The organism is Sulfitobacter sp. D7, from assembly GCF_003611275.1.
Taxonomy (GTDB): Bacteria; Pseudomonadota; Alphaproteobacteria; order Rhodobacterales; family Rhodobacteraceae; genus Sulfitobacter; species Sulfitobacter profundi.
In genome coordinates, this window is record NZ_CP020694.1 from 224,456 (window position 1) to 236,936 (window position 12,481).

Below are 12,481 nucleotides of genomic sequence, written 5' to 3' on the forward strand. Positions count from 1 at the left end.
TTACTCTTTCGTTGCTTGCGGCGTGTATATCAGTTTCACACCCTTTGTGAAAAGCAATTGCGATCCGGCGCTGTTCTGGCGGTTGGTGATGGCCATGCGCCCGGCGGTGATCTCGCCCACGGGGCTGGTGGCTTTGACCGGGCCGGGTGATAGCAGATCTAGTGTGGTGAGGTTCGAAGTCATCCGGTCCGACAGAATCTGGTAGCCGGTTGAGGTGCTAACCCGCACATCGCCCGCCAGTTCCGCTTCTTCCGCGCCGGTGTCAAACCGACCTCTGTTGGATTGCAGAGTGATCTTGGCACCGCCCTGCAGGTCCAGCGTCGCCTCGATCTCTTCGGCCTCGTTGGTGCCGGTTTCCCCGCCGGGGGTGGTCAGCTTTTCCGCCGAGAATGAGATCAGATCGCCCTCCGCCGTGGTGCCGGAATAGAAGGGGCCGGTGATCTGCTGGTCGCGCAGCCGCTCTTGCACTTCTTTATCTGCAAAGGGGATCACCGCCTGCGGTTCAATCGCGCGCGACAGCAAAAACAGGGTCGACAGCAGCGCCAGCGCGATCAGCGGAAAGAGCACTTTCAGCCAAGAGACGACGCGAGAGTGGCGGTCACCCTTCATCGCAGGCTACCCCAGCCCAACGCGCAGGCAGTCGTGGATATGCAGCAGGCCCACGGGCGATTTGCCGTCGTCCTGCACAGGGTCGGTCACGACCAAGCAAGTGATCTTGCGGTTGTTCATCACGCCCACGGCTTTCTCGGCGAGTTCTTCAGGGCTGATGGTGACAGGTGAGGGGGTCATGACCTCACGCGCGGTCATGGTCATCAGCCCATCTAAATGACGCGCGAGGTCGCCCATGGTGATGATGCCTTCAAGCGTGCCCGCGTCATTGACCACGCAGACCACGCCAAAACCCTTGCGACTGATTTCACTCAGCGCGTCGGCCATGGGCGCATCTGCGGCGACCAAAGGCAGCGCATCGCCCACATGCATCAAGTCTGCCACACGGCTCAGCCGCGCGCCCAATTTGCCGCCGGGGTGGAAGTCGCGGAAATGCTCGGCGGTGAAGGCGCGGTTCTCCATCAGGGCCACGGCCACAGCATCGCCCATCGCCAGCGTCAAGGTGGTCGAGGTGGTCGGCACCACGCCGGTGCCGCAGGCCTCTGCCGCGCGGGGCAACTCCAGCACCACATCGCTGTGGCGGCCCAAGCTGCTGTCGGGGCGGCTGGTAATGCCGATGAGCGGGATCGCATAGCGGCGCGAATAGGCGATGAGGTTCGCCAGTTCCGGTGCCTCGCCCGAGTTTGAAATCGCCAGCACCACATCAGCCGCAGTGATCATCCCCAGATCGCCGTGGCTCGCCTCTGCCGGGTGCACGAATTGCGCGGGCGTGCCGGTAGAGGCCAGCGTCGCCGCGATCTTGTTGCCGATATGGCCCGATTTGCCGATGCCGGTGACGATCACGCGGCCCTTGCAGGCGCGCATCAGATCGACAGCGGCACGAAAGCGGTCATCAAGGCTGTCGGCCAGCAGCGTCAGCGCCTCGGATTCGCAGAGGATGACGCGGCGGGCAGTGTCGAGGAAAGGTGTGTTCATGCGTGTGCGAAGATGTCCGTGTCCGGCCATCCCTCCAGATCCAGCCGGGCGCGCATCGGCAGGAAATCGAAACAGGCCTGCGCCATGTCCATCCGACCTTCGCGTATCAGGCGTTTGTTAAGTTCATCGCGCAGACGGTGCAGATAGAGCACATCCGACGCGGCATAGTCGATCTGCGCTTGGGTCAGCTTTTCAGCCCCCCAATCGCTGGATTGTTGTTGTTTCGAGATGTCGACGCTCAGCAGTTCTTGGCACAGCTTCGCCAACCCGTGCCGGTCGGTATATGTGCGCACCAGACGGCTGGCGATCTTGGTGCAATAGACCGGCGCTGCGGTGGCGCCAAAGGTGTTGCGCATCGCGGCGATGTCAAAACGGCCGTAGTGGAACAGCTTCAGCACATGCGGATCTTCCAACAGCGCGCAGAGGTTCGGCGCCTCGGTCTGGCCCTTGACGACCTGCACCAGATGCGCGTGACCATCGCCGCCCGAAAGCTGCACAACACAGAGCCGGTCGCGATGCGGATGCAGCCCCATCGTTTCGCAGTCAATGGCGACCATCGGCCCAAGGTCGAGGTCATCCGGCAGGTCGTTCTGATAGAGGAAATTTGTCATGAGCACGTCTATATCGTGCTTGTCCGGCATGGGAAAGCGGAGGCTTTGCCCCGGGTCAGGCGGTGGCCAGATCCTGCAATGCGGGGCGGGGATAGCGGCGCAGCAAACGGTCGACCAGTAGATGGCACCGGTAGCCGGACCACTCGGGGCGGATCAACCCGCCGGGCAGGGCGGGGTGTTTCAGCACCAGCCGCCGCCAGTTGTGCACGATCAGACAGCGCAGAACCGCGACATCCAAGGCGCTCAACCTGTCTGCATCCGGCAGTTTGGCGTCCAAGGTAGAAAGCGCAGCCAGCAGCGCGGCATAGTCGGCCTCAAGCTCAGCAGGCTCCACCGCGCGGCGCAGCCAGTCGGGCGGCGGCGTGCCGGGCAGGGCAAGACAGCCTTTGGGCACCGCGCTATCGGCCCGCCCGACATAGGCGCGGGGCAGGGCGGCGATAAAACCCGCGCCCCGCAGGGCGCTGTCGGTCTCGCGCCCGTTCTCTTCGGTCATTACCATCTGCCACGGCTCGGTCAGTTCCGGCGGCGCGGCGTAGATGCGGGGGCTGGCGGCGGCGCTTTCCGCGCGGCCCTGCGCGGTCAGGCTATGCTGGCTGATCCGCCCCACCTTATGGGATTGCAACCAACCGTCATTGCGGAGCCGATGCAGCGCCACGCGGCTCGCCTCCGGCCGCACGTCAAGTGCTGTCATGATCGTCGAAAGCACCGGCCCGTCGATCGCATCGCCCTCTCCCTGCGCCAGGTCGCCGAAGAGGCTGACCATCAGCGACCAGACCCGCTGGCCGCCCAGGCCCGAAAAGGCCGCGATGACGGGAAGGGAGGGATCAGAGAGCATTCATCGTCAGCAGCTCATATTCCGCGACTGCCTCCTCGCGTTGGTTGGTCAGGGTCACATGCCAGCGCACCTCGCCATATTCCTCATTGCGCGGCGTCTTGTGCTTAACCGAGAGCCGCACCTTGATGCTGTCGCCTGCCGAGACAGGCTCAAGAAAGCGCAGGCTGTCGAGCCCGGTATTGGCCAGCACCGGGCCGGGGTCGGGCTGCACGAAAAGGCCCGCGGCGAAGCTGAGCAAGAGGTAGCCGTGTGCCACGCGGCCCGGAAAGAAGGGGTTCGCGGCGGCGGCCTCGTCGTCCATATGAGCGTAGAAAGTATCGCCGGTGAAATGGGCGAAGGTCTCGATATCCTCCAGTGTGACTTCTCGGGTGGGCGAGTTGAAGGTCTCGCCCAGATCCAGCTCGGTGAAACGGCGGGTGAAGGGGTGCGCGCGGTCGGTGATCTCTTCCGCCCCCGGCACCCATTGTTTGCCGATCGCGGTGAGGATGTCGGGGCTGCCCTGAATGGCCGTGCGCTGCATGTAATGCATCACGCCGCGAATGCCGCCCAGTTCTTCGCCGCCGCCTGCGCGGCCCGGCCCGCCATGCACCATATGCGGCAGCGGAGAGCCGTGGCCCGTGGCCTCCCCCATCGACGTGCGGTTGTTGAAATAGAGCCGTCCGTGAAAGGCTGCGGAGCCCATCGTCAGCTCGCGCGCCACCTCACCGTCATTGGTGATGATCGAGGCGACAAGAGAGCCTTGGCCGCGGTTCAGCAACTGCGAGGCATGGGCCAGATCGCGGTAGGGCATGAGGGTGGAAACGGGGCCGAAAGCCTCGGTGTCATGCACGCGCTCGGCGCTGTCGGGATCAGCGCAGTGGAACAGCATCGGCGGCAGGAAGGCGCCTTTGTCTTTGTCGGCGCCGTTGACGGTAAAGTTGTCGGGGTCGCCAAAGACCCGTTCCGCCTCGGCACTCAGCAGCCCCACCTTTTCCAGCACATCGCGTTTTTGGCTGCCCGAGACCAGCGCGCCCATGCGCGTATCCTCGGCGCGGGGGTCGCCGATGGTGGTCTTGGCGAGGCGTTCTGACAGAGCAGAGATCACCGCGTCGACCTGCGCCTGCGGCACCATGATGCGGCGGATGGCGGTGCATTTCTGCCCCGCCTTCGCAGTCATCTCGCGCTGCACTTCCTTGACGAAGAGGTCGAACTCTGGCGTGCCGGGAACGGCGTCGGGGCCAAGGACCGAGGCGTTTAGACTGTCTTGCTCCGAGGTGAAACGCACGGAGTTCTGCAGCAACAAGGGATTGCTGCGCAGTTTCAGCGCGGTATCGGCAGATCCGGTAAAGGCCACGGCATCCTGACAGTCGAGGTGGTCGAGCATGTCGCCCAAGCCGCCGCTGACCAGTTGCAGCGCGCCCTTCGGCAGCAGCCCACTGTCGAGCATCAGCCGCACGCAATGTTCGGTGACGTAGCAGGTTGCGGTGGCGGGTTTGACAATGGCGGGCACGCCAGCCAGCAGCGTGGGCGCGAGCTTCTCAAGCATACCCCAGACCGGGAAGTTGAAGGCGTTGATATGCACCGCCACGCCCTGCAGCGGGGTGCAGATATGCCGCCCCATAAACTGCCCGGCGCGGCCCAGTTGCTCGGGCGCACCGTCGAGATAGACATGCGCGTCCGGCATCTCGCGCCGGCCTTTGGAGGCGAAAACCAGCATGGTGCCGATGCCGCCGTCCACGTCGATCTTGTGGTCCGACAGCGTCGCGCCGGTGTCGTAGCTCAGATCATAAAGCGCCTGCTTGTGCTCCATCAGGTGCAGCGCCAGCGCCTTCAGCATGCGCGCGCGGTCGTGGAAGGTCATGGCGCGCAGGGCGGGGCCGCCGTGGTCGCGGGCAAAGCCGAGCATGGCCTGCGCGTCGAGCGCATCGTTGCCGGCCTGCGCGATGACCTCGCCGGTGATGGCGCTGGCGATGTTGCGGGCGCCCGCGCCCGGGGCCAGCCATTCGCCTGCCGCGTAACTGTGAATATCGCGCATGTCGGCTCCTTTAGTGCGTGTCGTAGTCGATGGTGAGCGTGTCGCTCAGCGGGTAGCTCTGGCAGGTCAGCACATAGCCGCGCTCGACCTCGTAATCCTCCAGCGCGTGGTTCGAGATCATCTCGACCTCGCCCTCCAGCACCTTGCCCATACAGGTCGAACAGACCCCGGCCTTGCAGGAAAACGGCGCTTCCTGCCCGTTCTCTAGTGCGGCTTCCAGCACCGATTGGCCCTTCTGCATGGTGAAACTGCGCCGCGCGCCGTCGATGATGACGGTGATTTCGGTGCCGCTCTGCCCCTCGCTGCGCTTGGCCATTTCCTGTTTGGCCAGACGGCCCTGCTGGCTTTCGCTGAAGAGTTCAAATTTGATCTGTTCGTCGGTCAGCCCATTGGTCTTCAGCGCCTCGGCAATCGCCAGCATCATCGGTTCGGGGCCGCAGATGAAGGCGGTGTCGATATTGTCGATCTGAATCCAATGTTTAAACAGCGCATCGCATTTCGCTTGATCGATACGGCCCTCAAACAACTCCATATCCTGACCGGATTCGAGGATGTGGATCACCGTCAGGCGGCCCATGTAGCGGTTTTTCAGATCCTCCAGCTCCTCGCGGAACATGATCGTGTTCACCGCGCGGTTGGCATAGACCAGCGTGAAGGTCGAGTTCGGCTCGCGTTTCAGCACGGTTTTCAGGATCGACAGCACCGGGGTGATGCCCGATCCGCCCGCGAAGCCGAGGTAGTTTTTCGCCACCTCCGGCTCGATCGCGGTGAAGAATTTGCCCTGCGGCGGCATGGCGTGGAGCGTATCGCCGACCTTCAATTCGGTATTGGCATAGGTCGAGAATGCCCCGCCATCGACGCGCTTGATGCCGACCTTTAGCTCGCCATCGTCCAACCCGGCGCAGATCGAATAGTTGCGGCGCAGCTCGGTGCCGTCGAAATCCTGCTTGAAGGTCAGGTATTGGCCTTGGGTAAAGGCGAAGGCGCCGGGGTCCTCCGGCTTTAGCGTCAGCACCACCGCGTCGCGGATGGTGTGGTGGATATCAGTCACTAACAAGGGGTGAAACTGGCTCATCGGGGCCTCAGATACATTTGAAATAGTCGAAGGGTTCACGGCATTCGGTGCAGCGCCACTGCGCCTTGCAGGGGGTCGAGCCGAACTGGCTGATCCGCTCCACCGCGGTAGATTTGCAATGCGGACAATGTTGCGGCCCACCGGCGGGACGGGGTGGCGCGATGCCGTAGGCTTCCAGCTTGGCGCGGCCGGTGTCGGTCATCCACTCGGTGGTCCAGGGCGGGGAAAGCTGGCGTTTCAACTCCAGCTTTTCGATCCCATGGCCGTGCAGCGCCATCTCGATATCGAGGTTGATGATGCTGGTGGCCGGGCAGCCCGAATAGGTCGGCGTGATGGTCACGACCAGCGAGTCGCCCTGCCACGCCACATCGCGGATGATGCCGAGATCGGTAAGCGAAATGGCCGGGATCTCCGGGTCCGGGATCGCCGAAAGCCATGCCCAAACCGTCTCTAACGTGGGCTTTCCGGCCAACGCGGCACCGCGCGGGGCGGTATCGCGCACCACCCCCGGCACCGGCGCGGGGGCCGGCCGGCTGTGGGGGCTGGGTTTCACCATGTGGCGTCCGGGTAGGCGCGCTGCAGCCATTGCATCTGGGTCAGCATATGGCCGAGATGTTCGCTGTGCCGTGCGCCGCTTTTCCCGCCTTTGTGGGCGAAATCGTCTTCGGGTTTGGTCAGGGTCGCGGCTACCAGCGTGTCGCCGACGAGTTGGTCATAGCTCGCGCGCAGGCTTTCCGGTTCGGGCGCGATGCCCGCCTCGACCATCGCCGCGTCGACGTCATCACCAAGGAACATCTCACCGACATAAGGCCAGAGCAGATCAAGCGCCGCCTGCATACGGCGGTGGCTTTCCTCGGTCCCGTCGCCGAGCCCGATCACCGTGTCAGAGGAGCGTTCGAGGTGGTAGGTCACTTCCTTCGCCGATTTCTCGGCGATGGCAGAGATTTCCTTGTCGCTGGAATCGATCAGCGCGGTCAGCTGCGCCAGATGCCATGCGTCGAAGAGGAACTGCCGCATCATGGTCTGGCCGAAGTCGCCGTTGGGCTGTTCCACCAGCAGGACATTGCGGAAATCCCAAACGTCGCGGTGAAAGGCGAGCTTGTCCGCATCGCGACCTTCGCCCTCAACCTCGCCCGCCAGACCCAGCCACAACTGCGTCTGGCCGATCAGGTCGAGCGCCACGTTCGCCAGCGCGATGTCTTCTTCCAGCACCGGGGCCACGCCACACCATTCGGAGACGCGGTGGCCGAGAACCAGCGCGTTGTCCCCCATCCGGCAGAGGAATTCGAACTTGGGATCGGTGCTCACATCGCCCCCACTTCGTCGGGAATGTCGAAGAACGTCGGGTGCCGGTAAACCTTGTCATTGGCAGGCTCATAAAGCGCGCCTTTTTCCTCGGGCGAGGAAGCGGCGATGGCGCTGGCCTCGACCGCCCAGATGCTCACGCCTTCGTTGCGGCGCGTATAGACGTCGCGGGCGTTCTTGATCGCCATTTCCGCGTCCGCCGCATGCAGGCTGCCGACATGGCGGTGGCTCAACCCGTGCTGGCCGCGGATGAAGATCTCCCACAGGGGCCATTCGGTGGTCCGCGCCTTGCCGTGCGGGGCGGCTTCGGTGCCGTCGTATTCACTGGATTCAGGGCTGCTCATGTCGCTTACTCCGCTGCCATTTGTCTGCTGCGCTTTTTCTCGGCGTGGGCCAAAAGCCCCTCGCGCACCCAACGGCCTTCGTCCCAAGCCTTGTTGCGCGCCGCCAGCCGTTCGGTGTTGCAGGGGCCATTGCCCTTGAGCACCTGAAAGAACTCTTCCCAATCCGGCTCGGCGAAATCGTAATGGCCGGTTTCCTCATTGAACTTGAGGGTTTCGTCGGGGATCGTGAGACCGAGGTATTCGGCCTGCGGCACCGTCTCGTCGACGAACTTCTGGCGCAGCTCGTCGTTGGTGTTCATCTTGATCTTCCACGCCATCGACTGCGCGGAATGGACCGAATCTTTGTCTGAGGGGCCGAACATCATCAGCGCCGGAAACCAGAAACGGTTCAGCGCGTCTTGGGCCATTTTGCGCTGCGCCTCTGTGCCCTTGACCATCTTCATCATGATGTCGAAGCCTTGGCGCTGGTGGAAGGATTCTTCCTTGCAGATCCGCACCATCGCCCGGGCGTAAGGACCGTACGAGGTCCGCTGCAGCGGCACTTGGTTCATGATCGCGGCGCCATCGACCAGCCAGCCCACCGCGCCCATATCGGCCCATGTTAGGGTCGGATAATTGAAGATTGACGAGTACTTCATTTTGCCCGACAGCAGGTCGCGGGTCATCTGGTCGCGGGTCACGCCCAGCGTCTCGGCCGCGCAATAGAGGTAGAGCCCGTGGCCCGCCTCGTCCTGTACCTTGGCCAAGAGGATTGCCTTGCGCTCCAGCGTGGGCGCGCGGGTGATCCAGTTGCCCTCGGGCAATTGGCCGACGATTTCGCTATGCGCGTGCTGACCGATCTGGCGGATCAGGTTCTTGCGGTAGCCGTCGGGCATCCAGTCCTTGGGCTCGATCTTGCCGCCCGCATTGATGCGCTCCTGAAAGGCGCGTTCTTCGGGGTCCATATCGTCGAGGGATTTGATGCCCTTGCCGGTGGATTTGATCATCTGTGCATACATCGTTCTGTTCCTTTCCCGGAAAGAAGTCTCAGCCTGCGTTTTCGAGGATCAGGGCGACGCCCTGTCCCACGCCCACACACATTGTACATAGCGCGTATTTGCCGCCCGTCCGCTTGAGCTGCAGCGCCGCCGTCATCACCAGACGTGCGCCCGACATGCCCAGAGGGTGGCCGATGGCGATGGCGCCGCCGTTGGCGTTCACATGGGCTGCGTCATCCGGCACGCCCAAGGCGCGGAGGGTGGCGAGGCCTTGGGAGGCGAAAGCCTCGTTGAGTTCGATCACGTCCATCTGTTCGATCGTCAGGCCTGCGCGGTCCAGCACCTTGCGGACTGCGGGGATCGGACCGATGCCCATGACGCGCGGCTCGACACCTGCGGCAGACATGGCAACAACGCGGGCGATGGGGGTGAGGCCGTGGTCTTTCACGCCTGCCTCTGACGCCAGCAGCATCGCCGCCGCGCCATCATTCACGCCCGAGGCATTGCCTGCAGTCACAGTCAGGTCCGCGCCATTGATGCCGCGCAGTTTGCCGAGTTTTTCCAGCGTGGAGCCGGGGCGGGGGTGTTCGTCGCGGTCGACGATCACATCATCGCCTTTGCGCTGCGGGATGGTAACGGGGGCGATTTCCTCGGCAAAGATGCCTTTCTCATCCGCATCGGCCCAGCGTTGCTGGCTGCGGGCGGCGAAAGCGTCTTGGTCCTTGCGCGACACATCATGGTCGGCGGCGACGTTGTCGGCGGTTTCGGGCATGGAATCGACGCCGAACTGCGCCTTCATTTTGGGATTCACAAAGCGCCAGCCGATGGTGGTGTCATAGACGGCGTTGTTGCGGGAAAAGGCGGTTTCGGCCTTAGGCATGACGAAAGGTGCGCGTGACATGCTCTCTACCCCGCCTGCGATGGCCAGATCCATGTCACCCGCGCGGATCGCACGGGCAGCGGCACCGACGGCGTCCATGCCGCTGGCGCAGAGGCGGTTGATCGTGGCGCCCGGCACGTCGACGGGCAGACCGGCCAGCAGGGCGGCCATGCGCGCGACGTTGCGGTTGTCTTCGCCCGCTTGGTTGGCGCAACCCATGATGACATCATCGACGCGCGCCCAATCCACCGAAGGATTCCGCTCCATCAGCGCCTTCAACGGGGTCGCGGCCAGATCGTCGGCGCGAACCGAAGAGAGTGCGCCACCGTAACGGCCAATGGGGGTGCGCTGCGCGTCGCAGATGAATGCCTGCATGGGGGTGCTCCTGTTGTTGCCCCACAATTTACACATCAGGGCGATTCGTTTCAATCAAAATGTTACTGAATAGAATTGCGGAGTTAATTTCGGTAACACGTTACAGCGCTGTCGCCAAAGCTTTGCCAAAGAGTCACGCATCTGTCGGCGCTCTGTCACGCGGCGGGGGTTCTGTGCGGCCATCGCCACCCTCAGAGGAAGCCAAAGATGACCAAATTGATCCGCCCGACCCGTCGCGCTGTGCTGGCGGGCTCCACCGCCTTTGCCGCAAGCCTTGCCATGCCCAGCCTCAGCCGTGCCGCCTCGCGCCCGGTGTTTACCCATGGGGTGCAATCGGGTGATGTCGACACGCAATCCGGCATGATCTGGACCCGCACCGACCGCCCGGCACGGGTGCAGGTTGAAATCTCTACAACCGAAAGCTTCGCCAACGCCCGGCAGCTTGCACCGATGAACGCGCTGCCGAACCACGATCTGGCCGTGAAACGTCTGGTCGAAGGGCTGCCGTCGGATCAGGATATCTTTTACCGCTTCACCGCTGCCGACCTGAGCGACATCAACGCCACTTCAGAGCCGATCATCGGCCAGTTCCGCACCGCGCCCACCGCGCGCCGCGACGTGCGCTTTGCCTGGTCGGGCGATACCGCCGGTCAGGGCTGGGGCATCGACGATGAGGGCATGCGCACCTATGCGACCATGGCCAAACACCGCCCCGATTTCTTCCTGCATTCCGGTGACACCATCTATGCCGATGGCCCGCTTGAGGATGAGGTGCAGCTTGAGGATGGCACGCTGTGGAAAAACACCACGATCATCGATGAGAAACGCAAAGTGGCCGAGACGCTGGACGAATATCGCGGCCAGTGGAAATACAACCTGATGGACGATCATGTGCGCGAGATGAACGCCCATGTGCCGACCTTCATGCAGTGGGACGACCATGAAGTCGTGAACAATTGGTCCTCTTCGCGCAGCCTGATGGAAGACGACCGCTATAGCGAAAAGTCGATCCACGTCCTCGCCGCCCGCGCCTCGCAGGCCTTTCACGAGATGACCCCGCTGCGTATCACCCCCGCCGAGCCGGGCCGGGTTTACCGCAAGATCAACTACGGTCCGATGCTGGATGTCTTCTTCCTTGACCTGCGCAGCTACCGGGGGCCGAACAGCGAGAACATGCAGACCGAGATGTCGCAGGCCACAGAGATCCTCGGGGCCGAGCAGATGGCATGGCTCAAGCGGGAACTGACCAATTCGGCAGCCACGTGGAAGGTCATCGCCTGCGACATGCCCATCGGACTGGTCGTCGGCGGCGGGGCCGAAGCGGTTGCCAATGGCGACAACGGTGCCGCCAAGGGGCGCGAGCAAGAGATCGCGGGGCTGCTGCGTTTCATCAAGACCGCGCAGGTCGACAACGTCGTCTGGTTCACGGCGGATGTGCATTACACCGCCGCGCATTACTACAACCCCGACAAGGCGCAGTTTCAGGATTTCGACCCGTTTTGGGAGTTTGTCTCGGGCCCGCTGCACGCGGGCACCTTTGGCCCGAACGAGTTGGACGGCACCTTTGGCCCCGAGTTGAAATACGTCAAAGCGCCGGAGGAGGGTCAGGTGAACCTGCCGCCTTCTGCTGGTCTGCAATTCTTTGGCTTGGTCGATATCGACGCCAAGACCCAGCAGATGAAAGTGCGCCTGATGGACCGTGCCGACACCGAGCTCTACTCGGTGACGCTCGACCCCAAGGGGGCCGCGATCTAAAGACCCGTTTGAACGGTCGGATTGAGAGGATCGCCCGGATGCGGGCGATCCTTTTCGTTTCAGTAGTCGACGCCGCGCTGTGCTTTGATGCCTGCTTTGAACGGGTGTTTGACCTCTGACATCTCGGTCACCAGATCGGCATAGTCGCAAAGCTCGGGCCTGGCGTCGCGGCCCGTCAGCACCACGGCGGTACGCTTGTCGCGGGCATCAAGCCCGGCGATCACATCTTCGATCTTGAGGTATTCATAGCGGATAGCGATGTTGATCTCGTCCATCACCACAAGGTCATATTCCCCGCTCGCCATCATCTCGCGCGCCTTGCCAAATGCAGCTTCGGCGGCTTCAATGTCGCGGTTACGGTCTTGGGTATCCCAAGTGAAACCTTCGCCCATCGTGTGCCATGTCACCTCGTCGAGCTGTTCAAAGAACAGCCGTTCGCCGGTTTTCCATTTGCCCTTGATGAACTGCACCACACCGACGCGCTGTTTCCAGCCAAGCGCGCGCACCACGACTCCGAAAGCAGAGGAGGATTTGCCCTTGCCCGGCCCGGTATGGACCAGTACCAGCCCCTTTTCCGGGTCTTGCAGTTCGGCCACCTTGGCGCGCTGCTCGGCCTGACGCTGCTGCATCTTTTCCTTGTGGTCTTGCGGATCCGCGTCGCTCATCGGTCATCTCCTCTATCCGGTTTCGGGGCACCATAGGGAGAGGATTGGTCAGGCGAAAGCC

General features: G+C 63.0%; 13 protein-coding genes. 1 reads left to right on the forward strand and 12 read right to left on the reverse strand.

Annotated features, from left to right (window positions below; all coding sequences use genetic code 11):
- From lptC to pcaF, 11 genes are read right to left on the reverse strand one after another with little or no spacing between them, the layout of a single operon-like run.
- On the reverse strand, positions 1 to 609 hold the full coding sequence (gene lptC / locus B5M07_RS01020) for an LPS export ABC transporter periplasmic protein LptC (protein ID WP_120349867.1): 609 nt from the start codon (positions 607 to 609) through the stop codon (positions 1 to 3).
- Between the two features lie 6 nt (positions 610 to 615).
- Entirely contained in the window at positions 616 to 1,584 is a 969-nt protein-coding gene (locus B5M07_RS01025) for a KpsF/GutQ family sugar-phosphate isomerase (protein WP_120349868.1), read from the reverse strand.
- Entirely contained in the window at positions 1,581 to 2,195 is a 615-nt protein-coding gene (locus B5M07_RS01030; RefSeq protein WP_120352112.1) for a ribonuclease D, read from the reverse strand. The genes B5M07_RS01025 and B5M07_RS01030 overlap by 4 nt, the downstream gene beginning before the upstream one ends.
- A gap of 55 nt (positions 2,196 to 2,250) precedes the next feature.
- Positions 2,251 to 3,030, reverse strand: a complete 780-nt coding sequence (locus B5M07_RS01035) for a PaaX family transcriptional regulator C-terminal domain-containing protein (RefSeq protein WP_120349869.1) — start codon at positions 3,028 to 3,030, stop codon at positions 2,251 to 2,253.
- On the reverse strand, positions 3,020 to 5,044 hold the full coding sequence (gene paaZ, locus B5M07_RS01040; protein ID WP_120349870.1) for a phenylacetic acid degradation bifunctional protein PaaZ: 2,025 nt from the start codon (positions 5,042 to 5,044) through the stop codon (positions 3,020 to 3,022). The genes B5M07_RS01035 and paaZ overlap by 11 nt, the downstream gene beginning before the upstream one ends.
- A 10-nt stretch (positions 5,045 to 5,054) precedes the next feature.
- A complete protein-coding gene (locus B5M07_RS01045; RefSeq protein WP_120349871.1) occupies positions 5,055 to 6,119 on the reverse strand; it encodes a 2Fe-2S iron-sulfur cluster-binding protein in 1,065 nt (354 codons plus the stop codon).
- Between the two features lie 7 nt (positions 6,120 to 6,126).
- Complete coding sequence (gene paaD / locus B5M07_RS01050) at positions 6,127 to 6,675, reverse strand: 1,2-phenylacetyl-CoA epoxidase subunit PaaD (protein ID WP_120349872.1); 549 nt, start codon at positions 6,673 to 6,675, stop codon at positions 6,127 to 6,129.
- Positions 6,669 to 7,391 carry a 1,2-phenylacetyl-CoA epoxidase subunit PaaC gene (gene paaC / locus B5M07_RS01055; protein WP_240791568.1) on the reverse strand — a complete coding sequence of 241 codons (723 nt, stop codon included), beginning with the start codon at positions 7,389 to 7,391 and terminating at the stop codon, positions 6,669 to 6,671. Before paaC ends, paaD begins: the two co-directional genes overlap by 7 nt.
- 32 nt (positions 7,392 to 7,423) lie before the next feature.
- Positions 7,424 to 7,768, reverse strand: a complete 345-nt coding sequence (gene paaB / locus B5M07_RS01060) for a 1,2-phenylacetyl-CoA epoxidase subunit PaaB (RefSeq protein WP_082849541.1) — start codon at positions 7,766 to 7,768, stop codon at positions 7,424 to 7,426.
- A gap of 5 nt (positions 7,769 to 7,773) precedes the next feature.
- Positions 7,774 to 8,766 carry a 1,2-phenylacetyl-CoA epoxidase subunit PaaA gene (gene paaA / locus B5M07_RS01065; RefSeq protein ID WP_120349874.1) on the reverse strand — a complete coding sequence of 331 codons (993 nt, stop codon included), beginning with the start codon at positions 8,764 to 8,766 and terminating at the stop codon, positions 7,774 to 7,776.
- Between the two features lie 28 nt (positions 8,767 to 8,794).
- On the reverse strand, positions 8,795 to 10,000 hold the full coding sequence (gene pcaF / locus B5M07_RS01070; RefSeq protein WP_120349875.1) for a 3-oxoadipyl-CoA thiolase: 1,206 nt from the start codon (positions 9,998 to 10,000) through the stop codon (positions 8,795 to 8,797).
- A gap of 207 nt (positions 10,001 to 10,207) precedes the next feature.
- On the opposite strand from pcaF, the gene B5M07_RS01075 reads away from it, so the two are divergent.
- Complete coding sequence (locus tag B5M07_RS01075; RefSeq protein WP_120349876.1) at positions 10,208 to 11,755, forward strand: alkaline phosphatase D family protein; 1,548 nt, start codon at positions 10,208 to 10,210, stop codon at positions 11,753 to 11,755.
- 59 nt (positions 11,756 to 11,814) lie between these two features.
- Here the strand turns inward: B5M07_RS01075 and cobO are convergent, their stop codons facing one another.
- Complete coding sequence (gene cobO / locus B5M07_RS01080) at positions 11,815 to 12,420, reverse strand: cob(I)yrinic acid a,c-diamide adenosyltransferase (RefSeq protein WP_120349877.1); 606 nt, start codon at positions 12,418 to 12,420, stop codon at positions 11,815 to 11,817.
- Between the last annotated feature and the right edge of the window lie 61 nt (positions 12,421 to 12,481).

What these genes read in the sequence shown, in the direction of transcription:
- lptC (WP_120349867.1), bottom strand. Translation starts at nt 609, where the DNA reads ATGAAGGGTGACCGCCACTCTCGCGTCGTCTCTTGGCTGAAAGTGCTC.
- B5M07_RS01025 (WP_120349868.1), bottom strand. Translation starts at nt 1,584, where the DNA reads ATGAACACACCTTTCCTCGACACTGCCCGCCGCGTCATCCTCTGCGAA.
- B5M07_RS01030 (WP_120352112.1), bottom strand. Translation starts at nt 2,195, where the DNA reads ATGACAAATTTCCTCTATCAGAACGACCTGCCGGATGACCTCGACCTT.
- B5M07_RS01035 (WP_120349869.1), bottom strand. Translation starts at nt 3,030, where the DNA reads ATGCTCTCTGATCCCTCCCTTCCCGTCATCGCGGCCTTTTCGGGCCTG.
- paaZ (WP_120349870.1), bottom strand. Translation starts at nt 5,044, where the DNA reads ATGCGCGATATTCACAGTTACGCGGCAGGCGAATGGCTGGCCCCGGGC.
- B5M07_RS01045 (WP_120349871.1), bottom strand. Translation starts at nt 6,119, where the DNA reads ATGAGCCAGTTTCACCCCTTGTTAGTGACTGATATCCACCACACCATC.
- paaD (WP_120349872.1), bottom strand. Translation starts at nt 6,675, where the DNA reads ATGGTGAAACCCAGCCCCCACAGCCGGCCGGCCCCCGCGCCGGTGCCG.
- paaC (WP_240791568.1), bottom strand. Translation starts at nt 7,391, where the DNA reads ATGGGGGACAACGCGCTGGTTCTCGGCCACCGCGTCTCCGAATGGTGT.
- paaB (WP_082849541.1), bottom strand. Translation starts at nt 7,768, where the DNA reads ATGAGCAGCCCTGAATCCAGTGAATACGACGGCACCGAAGCCGCCCCG.
- paaA (WP_120349874.1), bottom strand. Translation starts at nt 8,766, where the DNA reads ATGTATGCACAGATGATCAAATCCACCGGCAAGGGCATCAAATCCCTC.
- pcaF (WP_120349875.1), bottom strand. Translation starts at nt 10,000, where the DNA reads ATGCAGGCATTCATCTGCGACGCGCAGCGCACCCCCATTGGCCGTTAC.
- B5M07_RS01075 (WP_120349876.1), top strand. Translation starts at nt 10,208, where the DNA reads ATGACCAAATTGATCCGCCCGACCCGTCGCGCTGTGCTGGCGGGCTCC.
- cobO (WP_120349877.1), bottom strand. Translation starts at nt 12,420, where the DNA reads ATGAGCGACGCGGATCCGCAAGACCACAAGGAAAAGATGCAGCAGCGT.